The sequence below is a fragment of the Variovorax sp. JS1663 genome (genome assembly GCF_002157355.1).
Taxonomy (GTDB): Bacteria; Pseudomonadota; Gammaproteobacteria; order Burkholderiales; family Burkholderiaceae_C; genus Variovorax.
This window is the reverse complement of record NZ_LYMK01000013.1, coordinates 108,878-127,651: the sequence shown is the minus strand read 5'-3', so window position 1 is coordinate 127,651 and position 18,774 is coordinate 108,878. Positions and strand designations below refer to the sequence as shown.

The 18,774-nt window shown below is 63.4% G+C and carries 19 protein-coding genes; 11 read left to right on the top strand and 8 right to left on the bottom strand.

The features are described 5' to 3' along the window. Window positions 1-61: 61 nt before the first annotated feature. The 3 genes from A8M77_RS13455 to A8M77_RS13445 form a co-directional block, all read right to left on the bottom strand. Window positions 62-892 carry a hypothetical protein gene (locus A8M77_RS13455; protein ID WP_192871602.1) on the bottom strand — a complete coding sequence of 277 codons (831 nt, stop codon included), beginning with the start codon at window positions 890-892 and terminating at the stop codon, window positions 62-64. Window positions 893-908: 16 nt separating this feature from the next. Beyond that, window positions 909-1,583, bottom strand: a complete 675-nt coding sequence (locus A8M77_RS13450; protein WP_086922007.1) for a TetR/AcrR family transcriptional regulator — start codon at window positions 1,581-1,583, stop codon at window positions 909-911. Between the two features lie 110 nt (window positions 1,584-1,693). Next, window positions 1,694-2,170, bottom strand: coding sequence for a phasin family protein (locus A8M77_RS13445; RefSeq protein ID WP_086922006.1), 477 nt, complete (start codon window positions 2,168-2,170; stop codon window positions 1,694-1,696). 148 nt (window positions 2,171-2,318) lie between these two features. On the opposite strand from A8M77_RS13445, the gene rfbB reads away from it, so the two are divergent. The 10 genes from rfbB to A8M77_RS13395 are packed head-to-tail and all read left to right on the top strand — an operon-like array spanning window position 2,319 to window position 10,527. Next, on the top strand, window positions 2,319-3,383 hold the full coding sequence (rfbB, locus tag A8M77_RS13440) for a dTDP-glucose 4,6-dehydratase (protein WP_086922005.1): 1,065 nt from the start codon (window positions 2,319-2,321) through the stop codon (window positions 3,381-3,383). Then, entirely contained in the window at window positions 3,380-4,270 is an 891-nt protein-coding gene (rfbD, locus tag A8M77_RS13435) for a dTDP-4-dehydrorhamnose reductase (protein ID WP_086922004.1), read from the top strand. The genes rfbB and rfbD overlap by 4 nt, the downstream gene beginning before the upstream one ends. A gap of 17 nt (window positions 4,271-4,287) precedes the next feature. Then, window positions 4,288-5,172 (top strand): glucose-1-phosphate thymidylyltransferase RfbA, encoded by an 885-nt coding sequence (gene rfbA / locus A8M77_RS13430; RefSeq protein ID WP_086922003.1) that lies wholly within the window; start codon window positions 4,288-4,290, stop codon window positions 5,170-5,172. Further along, on the top strand, window positions 5,172-5,720 hold the full coding sequence (gene rfbC, locus A8M77_RS13425; RefSeq protein WP_086922002.1) for a dTDP-4-dehydrorhamnose 3,5-epimerase: 549 nt from the start codon (window positions 5,172-5,174) through the stop codon (window positions 5,718-5,720). Before rfbA ends, rfbC begins: the two co-directional genes overlap by 1 nt. Next, window positions 5,717-6,802, top strand: coding sequence for a CDP-glucose 4,6-dehydratase (rfbG, locus tag A8M77_RS13420; RefSeq protein ID WP_086922001.1), 1,086 nt, complete (start codon window positions 5,717-5,719; stop codon window positions 6,800-6,802). Before rfbC ends, rfbG begins: the two co-directional genes overlap by 4 nt. Beyond that, window positions 6,799-7,629: an NAD-dependent epimerase/dehydratase family protein gene (locus A8M77_RS13415; protein WP_086922000.1), complete on the top strand. Its 831-nt coding sequence runs from the start codon at window positions 6,799-6,801 to the stop codon at window positions 7,627-7,629. The genes rfbG and A8M77_RS13415 overlap by 4 nt, the downstream gene beginning before the upstream one ends. Then, complete coding sequence (locus A8M77_RS13410) at window positions 7,626-8,609, top strand: glycosyltransferase family 2 protein (protein ID WP_086921999.1); 984 nt, start codon at window positions 7,626-7,628, stop codon at window positions 8,607-8,609. The genes A8M77_RS13415 and A8M77_RS13410 overlap by 4 nt, the downstream gene beginning before the upstream one ends. A gap of 16 nt (window positions 8,610-8,625) precedes the next feature. Further along, window positions 8,626-9,399 (top strand): glucose-1-phosphate cytidylyltransferase, encoded by a 774-nt coding sequence (gene rfbF, locus A8M77_RS13405; RefSeq protein ID WP_086921998.1) that lies wholly within the window; start codon window positions 8,626-8,628, stop codon window positions 9,397-9,399. After that, window positions 9,386-10,138 (top strand): class I SAM-dependent methyltransferase, encoded by a 753-nt coding sequence (locus A8M77_RS13400; protein ID WP_158100928.1) that lies wholly within the window; start codon window positions 9,386-9,388, stop codon window positions 10,136-10,138. The genes rfbF and A8M77_RS13400 overlap by 14 nt, the downstream gene beginning before the upstream one ends. Next, window positions 10,135-10,527: a GtrA family protein gene (locus A8M77_RS13395; RefSeq protein ID WP_086921996.1), complete on the top strand. Its 393-nt coding sequence runs from the start codon at window positions 10,135-10,137 to the stop codon at window positions 10,525-10,527. The genes A8M77_RS13400 and A8M77_RS13395 overlap by 4 nt, the downstream gene beginning before the upstream one ends. Before the next feature lie 105 nt (window positions 10,528-10,632). Here A8M77_RS13395 and A8M77_RS13390 read toward each other — a convergent pair whose 3' ends face one another. Beyond that, the gene (locus A8M77_RS13390; protein WP_086921995.1) at window positions 10,633-11,757 is read right to left on the bottom strand and encodes an FkbM family methyltransferase; all 1,125 of its coding nucleotides are present in this window, start codon (window positions 11,755-11,757) and stop codon (window positions 10,633-10,635) included. 27 nt (window positions 11,758-11,784) lie between these two features. On the opposite strand from A8M77_RS13390, the gene A8M77_RS13385 reads away from it, so the two are divergent. After that, window positions 11,785-11,964, top strand: coding sequence for a CmcI family methyltransferase (locus A8M77_RS13385; RefSeq protein WP_086921994.1), 180 nt, complete (start codon window positions 11,785-11,787; stop codon window positions 11,962-11,964). 20 nt (window positions 11,965-11,984) lie between these two features. On the opposite strand, the gene A8M77_RS13380 is transcribed toward A8M77_RS13385, so the two are convergent. From A8M77_RS13380 to A8M77_RS13365, 4 genes are all read right to left on the bottom strand, one after another. Continuing rightward, complete coding sequence (locus tag A8M77_RS13380; protein WP_143694595.1) at window positions 11,985-14,228, bottom strand: DUF7024 domain-containing protein; 2,244 nt, start codon at window positions 14,226-14,228, stop codon at window positions 11,985-11,987. Between the two features lie 81 nt (window positions 14,229-14,309). Continuing rightward, on the bottom strand, window positions 14,310-15,908 hold the full coding sequence (locus A8M77_RS13375) for a hypothetical protein (protein ID WP_086921992.1): 1,599 nt from the start codon (window positions 15,906-15,908) through the stop codon (window positions 14,310-14,312). A gap of 74 nt (window positions 15,909-15,982) precedes the next feature. Next, complete coding sequence (locus A8M77_RS13370; protein ID WP_086921991.1) at window positions 15,983-17,134, bottom strand: glycosyltransferase family 4 protein; 1,152 nt, start codon at window positions 17,132-17,134, stop codon at window positions 15,983-15,985. 12 nt (window positions 17,135-17,146) lie between these two features. Further along, window positions 17,147-18,679: a glycosyltransferase gene (locus tag A8M77_RS13365; protein WP_086921990.1), complete on the bottom strand. Its 1,533-nt coding sequence runs from the start codon at window positions 18,677-18,679 to the stop codon at window positions 17,147-17,149. Window positions 18,680-18,774 lie beyond the last annotated feature (95 nt).

Here is an 18,774-nt window from a genome sequence, read left to right as displayed (position 1 = left end):
GCAGTCTGGTTGCGGAGGTCCGCATCTTAAGTGACGACACCGTTGATAAATGTGTGGCGCTTCAGTCGGACAGGCCGGCGCGCGCCAACTCGATGTCCAGGCGCTCGCGGGCGTCGACCGGCTCGATCCCGGCAGCCCGCTCGTACAGCCGGGTGGCTTCGGCAGTGCGCGACTCGCCGTCCAGCATCAGCAGGCCGCGCGCGTATTCCATCAGCGCGCTGGCCGAGCGGGGATGCAGCGACAGGCCGCGCTCGAAAAGCTCGATCGCGGTCTCGGCCCGCACGCCGTAGGTCATGCGGCCGACCAGGGCGCCCACCTTGTCGATCACCTCGGCATGGAAGGCGGCCAGCGCCACGTGGGCCGCGGCATGCTGCGGCTCCAGCTCGATCACGTGCTCGAGCGCGCCCTTGAGCTTGCTGCCCAGGCCCTGCGCCAGGGCCCGCGCAACGCTGATGCCCTGGCTGTAGCGGCCCAGGGCATAGGCCTGCCAGAAGAGGGCTTGACAGTTGTCAGGCTCCTCGGCGATCTGCGCGGCGGCGCTCTCGGCCACCTGCCTGAACAAGGCCTGCCGGGCGGCCTCGCGCGGCTCCAGGTAAGTGGCATAGATCGCGGTGGCCTGATTGGCCAGGATCAGCCCTTCGCGGCCATGGCGCAGTCCCAGATTGGCGGCGCGCGCGAACTCGCCGCTGTGGTACAGCGCCCAGCCTTCAGCCAGCGGACCGGGTGCCGGCGGCGGCATCCCTTGGCCCACATGCAGCCGATCCCAGTGCTTGATCACCTGGGCGGCGTCGTAGCGCGGCGCGTCCCGATAGGGCATCGGGGCCCAGGGCTCCGCGGCGGACACCGCGCCGCCGGCCAGCAGCGAGAGAGGGTGAAGGTCGGGGTGAGCCATGGCGCTTGCGGGACTTTCAGACTGTTGCCGCCTGATCTTCGCCTGCATAGGCATTGCTGAGTGTCAGCAAATGCCGCCGCTGCTCGGTGGCGAGGTAGGGGGCGAGCAGGTGCAGGGTGTGATGGGCCCCGCGCAGCAGGGCACCCTGCGCATGCTCGGGCTCCAGCGCCTCGCGCGGGTTGCGCACGTACTCGTAGTTCAGCCAGTAGGTCAGCACCACCACCATGCTCTGCGCGAGCGGGTCGAGTTCGCGCTCGTCGATCGCCAGGTGCCCGGCACGGCTCATGCCGGCGAGCAGCGCGCGGATGGCCCGGGCCTTGTTCTTGAGCACCAGCTGGAACTGCGTCTCCAGGTGCCGGTTCTTCGACAGCAGGTCGTTGAGGTCGCGGTAGAGGAAGCGGTAGCGCCAGATCAGCTCGAACAGGCTGTGCATGAAGAACCAGGCGTCCTCCACGTCGCGCACGCCCTCGCTCGCGTGCAGCAGTTCGTTGAGCTCGGTCTCGTAGCTCTCGTAGAGCTTGTTGATCAGCTCGTCCTTGGCGGGGTAGTGGTAGTAGAGGTTGCCGGGGCTGATGTTGAGCTCGCCCGCCACCAGCGTGGTCGACACGTTCGGTTCCCCGAACCGGTTGAACAGGTCCAGAGCGGCTTCGAGGATGCGTTGCGCAGTGCGGCGTGGCGCTTTCTTGGCCATGAGGTCGTGGCCTCCGGTTGTCTCTTGAGGCCACTCTAGCGCAAGTCCCGTGCCGTGGGGCGATTGCTGCACTGCGGCGTGGCAGCGGCAGCGGGCCAAATCAGGTGGGGTCAGGCGTCGGCCGGTGGCTTGCGCCGGCGCGATGGCTTGGCGGCCGCCTCGGCTGGGTGGCGCGCGGCCGTCTTGCGCGGTGCACGCGCCGGTCGCATGGCACCATCATTGCGCTTGAGCTGGGCTTCGAGCGCCTCCACGCGCGCCTGCAGCGCCGCAACGTCCTCCGCCGAGGGCATGCCGAGCTTTTCGAGCGCGCGGGCCACGCGGTCCTCGAAGATCGACTCCAGCTTGCCCCAGCCGCCGGCCGCCCGGTTGCCGAACTCGCTGGCGAAGCCGGCCATGCGGGCCTGGGCCTGGGACAGCGTCTCCTCGGCGGCCTGCTGGGTCTTCTTCTGCACGCCGAGGCCGTCTTTCACCAGCGCCTCGAAGGCCTTGCTGCCTTCCTGCTGCATCTTGGCGAAGGCGCCGAGGCCGGCGAGCCAGATCTGCTGGGCGGAGTCCTTGATGCGGTCGGTCTTGTCGTCGTCGGGCATGGGGGTTCCTTGGGAAAGTAGATCGGAAGCACTCTAGCGGGGCTTGGGCGGGTTCGTTAGGCGCTGGTCTCTAGTGGCAGACGCGGGATGGGATAATTGCCCTGCGACCGCCCCCAGGCGGTCTTTTTCCATTGCAAGGGAAGACCCCATGATCCTCGTTACCGGCGGCGCCGGCTTCATCGGCGCCAACTTCGTTCTCGATTGGCTCGCCCAGGTTGACGAGGCCCTGGTCAATCTCGACAAGCTGACCTATGCCGGCAACCTCGAAACCCTGGCCTCGCTCAAGGGCAACCCGAAGCACATCTTCGTGCAGGGCGACATCGGCGACAGTGCCCAGGTCGACCGGCTGCTGGCCGAGCACCAGCCGCGCGCGGTGCTCAACTTCGCGGCCGAGTCGCATGTGGACCGCTCGATTCACGGGCCCGAGGATTTCGTGCAGACCAACGTGCTCGGGACGTTCCGCCTGCTGGAGTCTGTGCGGGGTTACTGGAATGGCTTGCCGGCAGATCGGAAAGCGGCCTTCCGCTTCCTCCATGTCTCGACCGACGAGGTCTACGGCTCTCTGTCGCCCACCGACCCGGCCTTCACCGAGGAAAACAAATACGAGCCCAACAGCCCGTACTCGGCCAGCAAGGCCGCCAGCGACCACCTGGTGCGGGCCTGGCACCACACCTACGGGCTGCCGGTGCTGACTACCAACTGCTCGAACAACTACGGCCCCTTCCATTTCCCCGAGAAGCTGATCCCGCTGATGATCGTCAACGCGCTGGCGGGCAAGCCGCTGCCGGTATATGGCGACGGCATGCAGGTGCGCGACTGGCTCTACGTGAAGGACCATTGCAGCGCCATTCGCCGCGTGCTCGAAGCCGGCAAGCTGGGCGAGACCTACAACGTGGGCGGCTGGAACGAGAAGCCCAACATCGAGATCGTCAATACGGTTTGCGCGCTGCTTGACGAACTGCGCCCGCGTGCCGACGGCCGAAGCTACCGCGAACAGATCACCTACGTGACCGACCGCCCCGGCCACGACCGCCGCTATGCCATCGACGCGCGCAAGCTCGAACGCGAGCTGGGCTGGAAGCCGGCCGAGACCTTCGACACCGGCATTCGCAAGACGGTCGAGTGGTACCTGGACAACGCCGGATGGGTGCGCAACGTGCAAAGCGGTGCGTACCGGGATTGGGTGAAGAAGCAATACGAGGCGGCGGCATGAAGCTGCTCCTGCTCGGCAAGGGAGGGCAGGTCGGCTGGGAGCTGCAGCGCAGCCTGGCGCCGCTGGGCGAGCTGGTGGCGCTCGATTTCGACAGCACCGACTTCCATGCGGACTTCAGCGAGCCCGAGCGGTTGGCGGACACCGTCCTTCAGGTCAAGCCCGACGTGATCGTCAATGCGGCGGCCCATACGGCCGTCGACAAGGCGGAGAGCGAGCCCGAACTGGCAAGGAAGCTCAACGCCACGTCACCCGGCGTGGTGGCGCAGGCGGCGCAGCAACTCGGTGCGCTGATGGTTCATTACTCAACCGACTATGTGTTCGATGGCGGCGGGACCACGCCCTGGCGGGAGGGTGATCCCACCGGCCCGCTCAGTGTCTATGGCCAGACCAAGCTCGAGGGCGAGCAACTGGTCGCCTCGAACTGCACGCGCCACCTGATCTTTCGCACGAGCTGGGTCTATGCGGCCCGCGGCGGCAACTTCGCCAAGACGATGCTTCGCCTGGCCAAGGAGCGCGATCGGTTGACGGTGATCGATGACCAGTTCGGCTCACCGACGGGCGCGGAACTCCTCGCGGACGTCACGGCGCATGCGATTCGCCAGACCTTGCGCGATCCGTCCAAGACGGGGCTCTACCATCTCGTGGCGGCCGGCGAGACCACTTGGCACGGCTATGCTCGCTTCGTTCTTGCACAGGCTCAGGCGGCGGGTGTCGAGCTCAAGGTGCAGCCCGACGCCATCGAGCCCGTGCCGACCAGCGCATTCCCGACGCCGGCACGCCGGCCCCACAACTCGCGCCTGGACACCGGCAAGCTGCGTGCTGCGTTCGGGCTCGAGCTGCCGGATTGGCGGCTCGGCGTCGCGCGCATGCTCAAAGAGACGCTCTGACCACGACAAGGGACGACATGACACAAAGAAAAGGCATCATCCTCGCCGGCGGCTCCGGCACCCGGCTGCACCCTGCCACGTTGGCGATCAGCAAGCAGCTGCTGCCGGTCTACGACAAGCCGATGATCTATTACCCGTTGAGCACGCTCATGCTCGGCGGCATGCGCGACATCCTGGTCATCAGCACGCCGCAGGACACGCCGCGGTTTCAACAGTTGCTGGGGGATGGAAGCCAATGGGGCATCAACCTGCAGTACGCGGTGCAGCCCAGCCCGGACGGGCTGGCGCAGGCCTTCATCATCGGCGACAAGTTCATCGGCGATGCGCCGAGTGCGTTGGTGCTGGGGGACAACATCTTCTATGGGCACGACTTCGAGCCCCTGCTCTTCGACGCCGACGCGAAGGCCAAAGGAGCGACCGTTTTCGCATATCACGTGCACGACCCCGAGCGCTATGGCGTGGTCGCTTTCGATGCCAACGGCAAGGCCAGCAGCATTGAAGAGAAGCCTGCCAAGCCCAAGAGCAGCTACGCGGTCACGGGCCTGTACTTCTATGACAACCAGGTCGTCGACATCGCGAAGGCCGTCAAGCCGAGCGCGCGAGGCGAGCTGGAGATCACCGCCGTGAACCAGGCCTATCTGGAGCGCGATCAGCTCAGTGTGCAGATCATGCAGCGCGGCTACGCATGGCTTGATACCGGCACGCATGAGAGCTTGCTCGAGGCTGGGCAGTTCATCGCAACGCTGGAGCACCGGCAGGGGCTGAAGATCGCATGCCCGGAGGAAATCGCGTGGCGCAACGGCTTCATTACCGCCGAGCAGCTCGAGGTGTTGGCCAAGCCGCTGGAGAAGAGCGGCTATGGCAAGTATCTGAACCGACTGTTGACGGACGAGGTGCGCTGATGAAGGTCACACCGACTGCGATTCCGGAGGTGCTGGTCATCGAGCCGAAGGTGTTCGGGGATGCGCGCGGGTTTTTCTACGAGAGCTTCAATGGCCGGGCCTTCGATGAAGCGGTGGGGCGGCATGTGGAGTTCGTGCAGGACAACCATTCGCGTTCAGTCAAAGGCGTGCTGCGAGGGCTGCATTACCAAATCCAGCAACCGCAAGGGAAGCTGGTGCGCGTCGTGCGTGGAGCAGTGTTCGATGTGGCGGTGGACATCCGCAAGTCGTCGTCGACCTTCGGGCAATGGGTCGGTGCGGAGCTCACGGAAGAGAATCACAAGCAACTGTGGGTGCCCGAGGGATTCGCGCACGGGTTCCTTGTGACAAGCGAGTCGGCGGACTTTCTGTACAAGACGACGGACTACTATGCGCCGGCGCATGAGCGGGCGATCTTGTGGGATGACCCGGGTCTTGGCATCCGGTGGCCGGACACGGGCGTTCCGCCCCAGCTGTCGGCCAAGGACCGACAGGCCTCGATGTTGGACAACGCGGAGTTGTTCGCATGACGGTGGCGACGGACTTCGAAGCGGCGCTCACTGGCCGAAAAGTTTTTGTCACGGGCCATACGGGCTTCACGGGGGGGTGGGCATGCCTGTGGCTGCGATCGCTCGGCGCGAACGTCGCGGGCTACTCCCTGCCGGCTGACACCACGCCGTCGCTTTTTGTCGCGGCGGGCGTCGAGAGCGAGATGCACGCCAGCACGCTTGGCGACATCTGCGAGTACGAGCATCTCCTGGATGCGATGCGCAGCTTTGAGCCGGAACTGGTGCTGCACCTTGCCGCACAGCCGCTCGTGCGGCGCTCGTACCGCGAGCCGCTCTGGACCTTCCAGGTCAACGCCCAGGGGACGGCCCACGTCCTCGAGGCGGCGCGCAGCGTAGGCAGCGTTCGCGGCGTGGTCTGCGTCACCACTGACAAGGTTTACCGCAACAACGAATGGTCGTGGCCGTATCGCGAAAACGACCCGCTTGGTGGCAAGGATCCCTACAGCGCCTCCAAGGCGGCCGCCGAGATGGTGATTCAGAGCTATGCCGCGTCCTATCCTTTCACCGAGGGCAAGGGGCCGGCGATCGCGACTGCGCGCGGCGGCAACATCGTCGGCGGCGGGGACTGGTCGGAGGACAGGCTCATCCCCGATTTCGTGCGCAGCGTGGTCAACGGCACGCAGCTGACGCTGCGCTATCCCGACGCCACGCGACCCTGGCAGCATGTTCTTGCGCTCGTGCATGGGTATTTGCTGCTGCTGTCGAAGCTGGTAGGTCCGCGCCCGCAGGACTTCGCGCGTGCATGGAACCTCGGGCCGCAGGAGCTCAAGCACTACTCTGTGCGCGAGGTGCTCGAACTCATGAGCGGCGCATGGCAGCGCCCGGTCCTCGAGTTCATGAACAACCCGTTGCCGGAAGCCGGGGCACTCGCGCTGGACAGCTCACTGGCGCGCAACCTGCTGGATTGGCGCCCGGCGTGGGACACGCCGCGCGTGATCAGCGAGACGGCGGCTTGGTATCGCAACTACTACGGGACGCCCGGCAGCGCGAAGGCGTTCACGTTGGGGCAGATCGACGCCTGGCGCAAGGATATCGCCCCATGATGTACGTGATCGGCGGCCGCGGGCGGCTTGGACGTGCCATCTGCGCGTCGCGCCCTGCGACCGAAATCGTCGCGCCGGAACGCGAGGTCTACGAACGCTGGTGGCAAAGCGATGCGGTCGACTCGGTCGCGCGCTATTTCGATCGCGCGGAGCCTGGATCGGTGGTGCTGGTCGTCTCGGGCGTGCTCGACCCGGCATTGCCGCGCGCCGAACACCAGCGGGTCAACGTCGAGTTGCCCGCTCGCATCATCGATGGCGCGTGCGCCGCGGGACTGCGCGTGGTCACCTTCGGCACGGTGATGGAGCGGCTGCTCGAGCATCCGAACGCCTACATCGCCACCAAGGCCGACCTCGGCCGGCTAGCGGCGGAGCGGGCGGCGGCGGGCGATCCTGTGACGCACCTGCAGCTGCATACGCTCTACGGCAGGGGCGAGCCCGCCCCGTTCATGTTCCTGGGCCAGCTCTGCAGGGCACTGCGCGAGAAGCGCCCCTTCGAGATGTCTCCAGGCCGGCAACTGCGCGAGTATCACCACGTGAATGACGACGTGGCTGCGATGCATGCCGTGCTTGCAGCCGGTGCGAAGGGCGTGACGGCGCTCAGCCACGGGGCACCCTGCACGCTGAGCGACCTGGCAACCCACGTCTTCGCTTCGCTGGACCGGCTCGAGCTGCTGCGCATCGGCGCGCGACCCGAGCCGCCCGACGACAACTATGCAACCGTGCTCCAGCGGCCGCGCGCGCTCGAACACATCCACTTTCAGCCGGCGCTGGAGGGCGTGACGGCCTACGTGCAGTCCGTGCTGGCCGGCGCAGCAAAACAAGCATGAACGACGCCCCCACGCTCGCGCAGGAGCGCCGGCCGCTGATCTCGATCGCCATTCCGGTCCTCAACGAGGCCGGCAACCTGGACGCCCTGTACGCACGACTCGTCGCTGTGGCGGATCGCATGGCCGATCGCTGCGACCTCGAGTTCGTCTTTACCGACAATCATTCGGACGATGAGACTTGGCCGATGCTGGTCCGGCTTGCCGCCGTCGACCCGCGCGTGCGCGCCATTCGCTTCTCCCGCAACTTCGGATTCCAGAGCTCGATCCTCGCCAACTACCTGCATGCGCGAGGCGATGCGGTCATGCAGATCGACGCCGACCTGCAGGATCCACCGGAGATGCTGGAGCAGTTCTTCGCGTTGTGGCAGCAAGGCTTCCATGTGGTCTACGGCATCCGGCGCAAGCGTCCGGAAGGCCGGCTGCTGAACTGGATTCGCAAATGCGGCTATTGGGTGATCGACAAGGTCAGCGAGCATCCCATCCCGCGCGACGTCGGCGACTTCCGGCTCGTCGATCGGGCCGTGATCGAGGCCATCGCTAAATTCCGTACGGCGAACCCCTATCTGCGCGGAATGATCGCCGGCCTCGGCTTCAACCAAACCGGTATTCCCTACGATCGCGATGCACGGACGGCAGGCGAGAGCAAGTTCGACGTCAAGCGGCTGATGCGGCTCGGGCTGACCGCGGTGTTCAACCACTCGACAGTGCCGCTGCGCATGGCGTCCTTCCTGGGTATCGTCATCCTGCTCAGCAGCCTGGCGGCGTCCCTGTACTACGTGATCCTGCGCCTGCTGCAGCCCGATCTTCCTCCGGGTTTCGTGAGCATCCAATTGCTGGTTCTTTTTGGCATCGGGCTCAACGCCTTCCTGTTGGGGATCATCGGCGAGTACATCCTGCGGATCTATCGCGTTCTGCGATCTGACCCTATCGCCATCGTCGAGCGCAGCCTCAACATTCAGCCCGACGAACTCAAGCTTTAGTCAACGAAGAGAGCACATGAAAGCAGTCATCCTTGCCGGAGGCCTCGGCACGCGCATCGCCGAAGAGTCCGATACCAAACCCAAGCCGATGGTCGAGATCGGCGGCCGGCCACTGTTGTGGCACATCATGAAGATCTACGCCCATCACGGAATCAACGACTTCGTGATCTGCCTCGGCTACAAGGGGTATGTGATCAAGGAGTTCTTCTTCAACTACTACCGGCACATGTCGGACATGCGCATCGACCTCAGCACGGGCGACCATCAGATCCTCAACAGCCATGCCGAAGACTGGCGCATCACGCTGGTCGATACTGGCGCCGACACCTTGACTGGCGGGCGACTCAAGCGTGCTGCGAAATACCTGGACGACGAGACCTTCTGCCTGACCTACGGCGACGGACTCTCCGACGCCGACATCGGCGCAGAGCTCGCATTCCATCGCCGCCATGGCAAGCTGGCCACTGTGCTCGCGGTGCAGCCGCCCGGGCGCTTCGGGGTGCTGAATCTCGATGCAGACCATCACGTCACGAGCTTCGAGGAGAAGCCCAGCGACGAGATCGGCTGGATCAACGGCGGCTTTTTCATTCTCGAGCCGAAGGCGATCGACTACATCGCAGACGATTTGACCTCCTGGGAGCGTGCACCGCTCATGAACATTGCGCGCGACGGCCAGCTCGCCGCTCACCAGCACACGGGCTTCTGGCAGCCCTGCGACACGCTGCGAGACAAGCGCGAACTCGAAGATCTCTGGAACAGTGGAAAGGCGCCCTGGCGTGTCTGGGACTGAACGCGGCGCCAAGGCGCCATCCCGCATCGGAGCGCCCTCAGGCGAGGGCGAGGCAGCTGCGAACGGCAAGATCGACTTCGACGACTATTCGGCCGACTACGACGAGCTGCTGCGTGAAAGCACCAAGCTCTACGCGGAGGATTCGGAGTACTTCGCGCGCTACAAGGTCGACCTCATCCGCGGCGCGGTGCGCCGCCCGATCGCCCGCGTGCTCGAGTACGGTTGCGGAACCGGCCGCAATATCGGCTACCTGCAGGCTGCATTTCCGGACGCCGAGATCGTCGGGACCGACGTCTCCGCGGCCAGCTTGCAGGTGGCGGCGGCCAGCAATCCGCAGGCACGCTTCGAAGTCGAAAGCGAAGACCTGGAGCTCGGTCGTTTCGATCTCATCTTCGTGGCGAGCGTGTTCCATCACATTCCACCCACCCAGCGGGCCGGCGTGATGGAGACACTCGCGGGGCGACTCGCTCCGGGCGGCTCGATCGACATCTTCGAACACAACCCCTTCAACCCCGTGACGCAGCGCATCGTCAGCACCTGCCCCTTCGATGCCGACGCGATCCTGCTCAAGCCGAAGGAGCTGCGCTCGCTGTTCCGCCATGCAGGTCTCCAACTGCAGCGCCAGACCTACTGCCTGTTCGTCCCGCCGCGCCTTTCGTGGTTCCTTCCGCTCGAAAGGTTCCTCGGCTGGCTTCCGCTCGGCGGCCAGTACTGGGTCAGCGCAGGCCACGCCCGATGAGGCAACTGCTCAGGTTCGCCGCGGTAGGTGTCGTCAATACCGGGCTCGGCTACGCAGTGATCTTTGCGTGCATGTACCTGGCCGGGCTGGGTGCGGTGGTCAGCAATGTGATCGGGTACGCCGTGGGCCTGATCGTCTCGTACCTGCTCAATCGCAGCTTCACCTTTCGCAGTGCCGCGCCGCCGCAGCGGGAGATCATCCGTTTCGTCGCGATCTTTCTGCTGGCTTACCTGGCCAATCTTGCGGCGCTGGTCCTCCTCATCCGCCATGCCGGCGTGCACGAAGGCGTGGCGCAGGTGATCGCGGGCGTCGTGTATTTCGGCCTGTCCTTCGTGCTGAACAAGTACTATGTCTTTGCCGGTCCGCAGGCGCGCGTGGCCGACCGTTGATGCAGGTATCGAAACAAGAGATCGCGATCGATCTGCGGATTCAAGTCTTGGTCTCATCAAGACGGGCAGACGAAGTGCTGAGCGTGCGAGCCAGGCGTCGAGCCCTTACTCCAGGCTCAGAAGTTCGCGAAGCCTCAACGCTTCGAAGGCCGTATCTTTGCACTTCTCAAGCACTAACAGTGCGAGATCCCAGTAACCATATGCGCTCGCGATTGCCGCCGCTCGGTACGCAAGGTCCGCTGAGATTGGTCCGGGACTCGCCGGCAAAAAATCGGATCGAACGTAGTGCGCCTGTCCCCAGAACAACTGGCCGTTGCCTGGGTTCACCGTCTCCAGGCGCCCGGGGTGTGAGACGGCTTGGAAGGGGGTTTTCAGAGAGGGAAACGTTTCCGGCGCGTAATGAACCAGGCTCGGGAGGCGCCAGAGTGAAAATCCATGCACCCTCATGAAAAGGTCGACTTCTCCGAACAGCGTTTGTCCGCTATAGATCGGATTGAATTCGACCTCAATATCGATCATGCATGCCGCCGAAAGGTTGTCGACCGCACCTTGCAAGATGTCTAACTCGCTACCCTGCGTGTCGAGTTTTAGTAGGTCAGGCCTTTGTAGGCCGCGTTCGGCAAGGAACTTGTCGAGACTAGTGCTTGGCACTGACACAACGCGTTCTGGCTCGACGTCGATGAGCGCTGGATAGTGCTTATACATCGCCTCTATGGGCGGGTAGATCGAACTGCAGGCGGGTTGTCGCGTAATCGTTAGGCTCAACTCTCGGCCATCGGAACTCAGCGCCAGGGGCACATACTCAACCGCATCAAGAGAATGATGGGCCTGCAGACGCGCACACTCCTCTTCATCAGGGTCAAAGCAAAGGAGCTTCGCCTTGTCCTTTAGCAAGAGGAGCGCACTATCTACGCCCCATCGCGCACCCACATCTATGCATAGCAGCAGATCAATCCGGCTAAGGAGGTTGCGACGGAACTGCTCAAGCAAGCGCACAGTTGGGCTAGCGCCTTCCTGCAGAGGCGCTGCGGGATTTGGAGCCTGAGTTTCAGTCTGCGGTTGAACAGGCGCGCGAAGTTGGTCGGCCAGTTCACGAGTGGCGGCTGCATTTGCTCTGACCGCTTGCGCTATTTCTTGGCTTTGAGCCTTCGCATCGGCGGGCCACTGCCCGAGGGCCAAGATGCTGGAATAGATACGGCTGATCTGCCGGAAGGGGGTGCGAGTGTACATGGCGGGCAATTATGGACGCGGAGAAGAATGTTGCTGGGACTACCCGCCGAGCTCTTCCAGGATCGCCCGTGGGGGCGGGGAGACAGTCCGAAGACTGCCGTGCGGGAGTTCATGGCGACGGCTTCCGGCTTTGAGATCGATCACACGATCGATCACAAGCTCTTGATCAGCGTGGCGCCGAACGGCTACCTCAAGCGGACAGCATAGCTGCCGCCTGACGCGCCGCGCTATTTGGAACGTTGTTCGACAACGGAAAGGGAGCGGAGCCCCAGTCCGAGAGTCCTGGTGTCGGCGCTCTGGCTGACATCCTTTGGGCTCGTCGGGGCTGGCACCGTCAGTTCGATCAGGTCAGTGCTCTCGGTGAGATCGAAGGGGATCCGGATCTTGCTCATCGCAGCCGTCCCCGTGAAAGCCTTGGACTGAGAGCCGATCCGAACACCGACCTCGCGTCCAGCATTCGGTCCGAATGCGTTGGCTTCGATCTCCAAGGTGAAGTGAAGAGGAAGCGGCTTCTTCAGTTGCAGCTTCACGACCTTGGCAACCGTCCAGGTACCCCATTCTTCAGCTCCGCCCCACAATCCGGTGGCGGCTCGCGCCTGCGTATTCAGCACGGCCGGGGCCTGAAAGTCGAGGTCGTAAGGAGACCTGGTGGCAAGCACCCCGGCCGTCTTGGAAATCTTCCATCGTTCCAACCACGCAGTTGCCGCGGGTGACATCTGTGCCAGAGAGTCAGGCGCGGGAAGGGCTCGCAGTGAATAGAAGGCCAGATCCTTGCTCTGATCTTCGATCGGCGAAACACCACCCAGAAACTTGGAAGCCTCCTCATCAATGGCTTGACCGTTGTCGTGGTAGCCTCGCCGGTCGATCAGGAATCCGGAAAACCCAAGGAAGCGCGCCACCTCGAGTTGCGTGGCGCTCGGCTGGGTTGAAAGGTGTTCCATGAAGTCCGCACCCACACGGCCCACGGCCGCTCCGTAGCTCCATTTGAGCGAGCGGGAATGCAGAAACCCCTTGGACAGGTCATACGAACTCAGCCTTCCTTTCATTGGGGACTCGGGGAAACGCATGAATGGCAGCTGGTAGACCGCCGCGCCCTCGGGCAGCGAGGCTTCCACTGCACGGTAAAACTCCGATTCCTTGCGATATTCGGCTTGCGCCATTTTCACGGGACTCTGATCGGCCCGCGACGTCTGGTCCCAGATCCCGAAGATGGCAATGGCCGTGAGGCCTAGCGTCCCCAAGGCGGCGGCCCGACCGGTGGACGCGAATCGATGGCGCGCACCATCGACCGCAATGGCCAAGCCTGCGAGCGATAGAAAGGCCACAACGACGCTGATCCTGTTCCACCCTCGTATCAGCGGCGTCACCAGCAGTGAAAACAAGGCCGAGAACCCGCCACTTGTAGCGGTGAGAAGCAGAACAACCGTAGTGGCACCTAGCATGAAAAGCAGGCTTCGCCTCTGCTCCTGGACGCGCGGTGAGTAGGCGATCGCGCTTGCAATGACGAGCAAGAGGCCGATGACTCCTACGAATCCCAGCGCCGAATGCACGTTCTCATTCACGTTGGGAAACTGCTGCCCGTAGTCCGCAGAGATGGCGGCGAGTTGCTCCAGGCGATGATCCGGTCGCGGCAAGATCAATTGAGTGATCTTCAGGCCATAGACTTCCGACCCCGCTGGCACCCTGTGCGCCAGCTCGCTGTTCTTGCCGAATTGCTGAATCAAATAAATGTTTGGCAAGAGGTTCGCCGCAACCCCGACGCAAACGAATATGACGGCGAACACGCCAGCTAAGAGAGGCCTTGCAGATCGATGCCTGAGCCACCCTAGCACTGCGCCTATGAATAGGACCATGCAACCGAACGCTGCGTAGTAAACGCCGAAGCATGCAAGCGCCGCCAGCACGACCGCCTTCGATGGCCCGCGGCTGGTAAACATCCCTGTCCCCTTGTACAGCTCCACGGCAAACCAAACATAGACGGGCACTACGAAGTACCAGGTGAAATAGAGGTGCGGGATCCGCAGGAAGTGAAAGGGGATGATGGCGAAGAGGAGGGCAAAGACCGAGCTTGTCGGACCTGAAATCTCCAGCCGCCTCAGGCACCAGAACGCGGCCAGCGCACTCAAGGGGAAGCCGGCCAGGAAATACACGTTGTTCGCCCAGGCGGCGGACCCTGAGACTTTTTGCAGGGCGTCGAGGACGAGCATGTTGCCCCAGTCAGAGCCCACGAAGTCGAATAGCTGCGATCCGAGCGGAAAGCCTTGGCGCGAGTTGATCAGGTATCCGGTGCCCTCGCCGAGGCGCTGGGTCGTCATCAGATAGAAGATCGAATCGCCAACGTAGCTCAGAGGTTCGCGGAGGTTGAACCGTGCACCACCAGCCGTCAACGTGCCAACAATGATCGCGGAAAGCGCGACGGCGACGGCCCACAGAATCGGTGTTCTATTTGTTCTGACATTGAGACGTTGCATCGTTCATCCTCCCACCTGGCCGCCGCTATGCGCGACATCCTTCCTTGTCCGTCAGACCGCTGACGCTCCTGATACGCCGCGCTATTTCCCGTTGCGGACGAACAGCCAGACCGAGCGATTCTTCGCGTCGGTGAAGGCGGGGCTTCCGGCAAACTCTGCACGCGTGCGAAGCTCGTCAAGCAGGCGCATCTGATACTTCAGGCTTGGGAACGAATACCCCAAGGACTGGCCTACCATGCCGACCTCGCTGACGACGATCACGTCGGCAGAAGATGCGCTTTGCCATACGCGCTCCCAGGAATCCGAGGTATATCCGGACAAGAATGTCCGGGTCATCCCCTGCTGCCTTGACAGGAAGTCAAGCGTTCCAGCATAGGCTGGGCCGGGCACCGTCACGAGAACGGTAGCGTTGGGGCGAGCACGCAGAACCTCGGTCAATGCAGGCAAGATCGTTCGATTGGCCGTGTCGGCCGCCAGCATCGATGGGTCTTCCCGATGGATCTGACCTGTCCGCGGGACCCACGCTACTGCGAACACCAAGGCCCCGGCGACCAAGACGGCACTTCCGCGAAAAGGAATGCGCGTCATCAAATAGCCCAAGCTCCAGACGACAGCGGCAACGATCGTCCCGTACAGGATGCTCCCGATCATGAGCGACTTCACGGCGCTAACCGTGACGATCAGGTACGCGGTTGTCGTTGCCGCCATGACGGCGGCGAAGGCTGGGAGCGCCTGCTTGTCCCTGAACCAAGCAATGAGCGCTACGCAGCCCGCAAAGAGGGGGAGGGCAGCGTACCAGGCCCAGCCAAGTACCAAGGTCCCGGTGGGGCGACTCAGGTAATAGGTGATGTGCTCCCACGCGGATCCTGGCGTCCTCCACATGCTGTCGCCGGCCATGACCTCGCGTACGTAGGCCAGTATGGCAGCGCCGTTTGTCACCAGGTACGGAATGAAGAGGCACGCGGCTCCGAGCGCCACCCAACCGCCGGCTCGGACCGTGCGGCTGATATCCCGTGCGCGTGCGACCAACATGGAGGCGCTCACCTGGGCGATCCACGCAATTCCAAGCACCACCATGGATGCCGGCGCCGCCGTTGGCTTGGAGACAATCGTCAGACCGAAGAGCAGACCCAGTGCAATGAGATGGCGGCGGCGTGCCCAAATCAGATCAGTGCTGGCCGACACAATGACCGCAAACCCGACGAGCAAACCCCAGACGGGATCGGGGCGGAACTCAGCCAGCACGAAGCCGAACATCGGTATGGCCAATGCGGCGACCAAGATGCCGATCCGTGTCCATTGATTTGCGTGGCGCAGTGCAAACCGGCCAAGCAGCAGGACAAGGAGTATCCAGCCAGCGTTCAGCAGATACGGCCCCCAGGGTGCTCCAGCACTTAGGAGCAGACCGAGCACACTGGTCAACGTCACCAGCGGCGCATGCGGCGGCTGGGCATAGACATAGTCGGATAGGAAGCCCACGATGCCCTGTCGATCCAGCACGGCCAGCCGCCTCAGGCCATCGATCAGATACACCACGTCGTCATAGATCGGCACGATCGACAAGCGCCCGTCGCGCAGCAGATAGCTCATGATGCCGGCGACGTGAAGCAGGCAAAACCCAAGCAAGACGAAACGCGCAGCAGCGCGTTGATGTTTTGAGAAGCTCAAGTCACTTTGCATTGATCGTCTCGCAGGGGCGGAATTCACAGGGCTGCCGCGGGACGGTACCGATCACCCGGTCATTCGTCGGCATGTCAGATCAGCACGTCGACCTCGCCCTGCAGCGAACGAAGCGCAGCCCACTTGCTGTAGAAGGCGGCATGGGCACCTGCGCTGCTCTGCGCGGCAATCGTTCGGACTGCCTTGGCGACCTCGTCTGCGAAAGGCTCCCAGCGAAACGTCGCGGCCCGTCGAGCGCCTTGCTCGACAAGCTGCGCGCGAACCGATGGGTCTCGCACAGTGCGCAGTGCCTCGACCAGTTCCGGAATCGACGTGCCTTCGATCGTCAGCGCGGCGCCTTCTGCCACTTCGGCCAGCGAGCCGCGAGTGGTCGAGATCACCGGGCAGCCGCAGCTCATGGCTTCTGCCACGGGCAGGCCGAAACCTTCGTAGAGGGACGGATAGACCAGGGCAGCCGCCCCGCCGTAGGCCAGTGAAAGACCTTCATCGTCGAGGTCGATCTGGACGATCTTGTGTCCCGCGCCGTCGACGGTTGAAGTGGGAACGGTCTTTTCGCCGCCGACGCACAGCACGTCGAAGTCGACTTCGCCCATCGTTTTCAAGGCATCGAAGAAGAGGCTGGCGTTCTTGTAGTTGTTGGCCTGCACGCGAGATCCCACGAACATGTAGTAAGGGCGGTGCAGCCCCAACCGGCTGCGGAACTCGGCGATGGCGCGTTCATCCTGCGGTTTGAAGACCGTGGGGTCGATGCCGCAGTACGCGACGGATGCCGCGTCCGGGGCGAGCTCGGGGTAGAACTCCAGCAGATCCTTGCGCGTGTTCTTCGAGATGCAAATGTGTCGGCGGGCGTGGATGATGGCGAGTTCCTTTTCGCGCCAGTCCCTGGCCGACAGGTCGAACCCGAGTCGCTCCGGAATCATGTCGTAGACGAGCAGGAGCGACGGGGTTTCCATCGGCGTGCTGTAGTAGGTCGAGGTGAAGACCTTCGCGCCGTAGTGACGGCAGACCTGCTCCAGCAGTTGCGAGTCACCGGGGTTGTACTTGGACTTGTAAGCCGGAAACGGAACGACTTCGACGCCGTCGAATCTGTCGCTGAATCCGCCCCGGTCCAGGAACACGATCGGCATGTCGAGTTTTTTTGCAAGCATCGGAAGCGTTGCGCGCCAGATGCGTGCGATTCCCGACTGTGCGAGTTGGAAGAAGACGCCGTCAATTACCAGAGCCATCGAGAACTTTCCTTAAGCAGCCGGGCGGCCGCGCGAAGCGGCTGAATGGAGTCGCAGCGCCCGCTGCGCCGCGGTGTAGCGCCAGTCCGGCGCGGCCTGCTCGGTCTTGCCGAGGGTCACGGGTCCGCCAGCCAGGCGCGACAACTCGTGCATGAACTCTTCGTCCGATGACAGCAGCCAGGGTGAGAGCAGCTTGCGACCATGGCGCTTGGTGCTGCGATTCGCCTCGTCGATCCCGCGCGTGTTGGGCTGCGTCGACAGGCCCTCGGGGTTAACGAAATAGATGACGTGAGGGTCGTTCACCTTGAAGAAAGTCTTTCCGACCTGCACGCAGCGCAGCCAGAAGTCGTAGTCGCCGGCGGAGCGGAAGCTGGCATCGAACATGCCGACTTCGTCATGCAAGGTGCGCCGCCACATCGGCGCGTTGTGCGGGGAGTTCGACTGCATGAGGTTGTAGGGCGTGACGACCGGCAACTGACTCTTGAACCCGACGGCCGCGCTCTTCGCGAACGGTGCCTTTCCCTCAAACGAGTAGTAGAAGTCCTGGTACACGACATCCACGAAAGGAAACTTCTCGAGGATCTCCACCTGCCGTTCGAACGAATCCGACCTTCTCAGGTCGTCCAGGTTGGTATTCGTGAGGTATCGGCCGTTGGACATCTGCACGCCCAGGTTCCAGGCTTCGTAAATCCCGATTCGCGTGGGGGCCCGGTGGTAGACGATATTCGGGAATCGCTCCATGTAGCGGGAGATCACGGCTCCTTCGTTTTCCGGCGAGTCCGCATCGATGATGATGAGTTCGCAGTGGGTCGCGAAGATCGTCTGCGAGGTGATGTTCTCGAGAAACTGCTCGATGTAGTCGCCCCCACGGTACAGGCTCGCGATGGCGGAGACGAGAATTTCCGGCTGGCGGGGGATGCTCAGGCTCGGGTAGCGCTTAGGCTCCACGGGCGGGTAGTTGTTTCCGATCTCGTCGGCCTTCTCTTGCCACTCCTTGATGCTGATGAACCGGTCGGTGCCCAGCCAGGGAGCAAGGTTGGGATCGTGCACGGGGCCCTTGCCTTCGTCTGTCAGCACCTCCGTCGCATGTTGGGCAAAGAGCTGCAGCACCAATTGACTGCGCCTGAAGTTCTGTCGACCGAGCAGGTGGTCCCATTGGACGAGCTCGGACAGCATAGGGCTGCGCTCCAGGAGGTACTCGTAAGCAAACTGGATGAACCGGCCATTGGCCACCTCGGGCACGACATTCGCACGCTGGCGGACGAGGTCAGCCTCTGGTGAGCCCGCGATGGCCTCGACCACGCCGGCAACGCTCATCCTGTTGCCGAGGATCTCGTTGATCCACAGCTGCCGTTCCTGAGCGTTGGGCGTGCGTTCAAGGGCCAGGTGGTAGATGCGCGTCACGGCGGCCTCTACCTCGCTCACATTCACGTTCGCATGCGTGGCCGGGGCCGCGGCCGAGTGGGGTGCTGGCGCGGACCCATTGGCTGGCTGGAAGACCGCGTGGTATGAGCGGCCCAGCAGCCTGCGCAGCCATTCGGGCATTTGCCGGACCAACGCCGACCTGCGTATCTGTTCTATCACGTAGCACCTTGTCTAAACTTGAGGAAGCATGTTGCGGCGAGTTACACGGAGCGGGA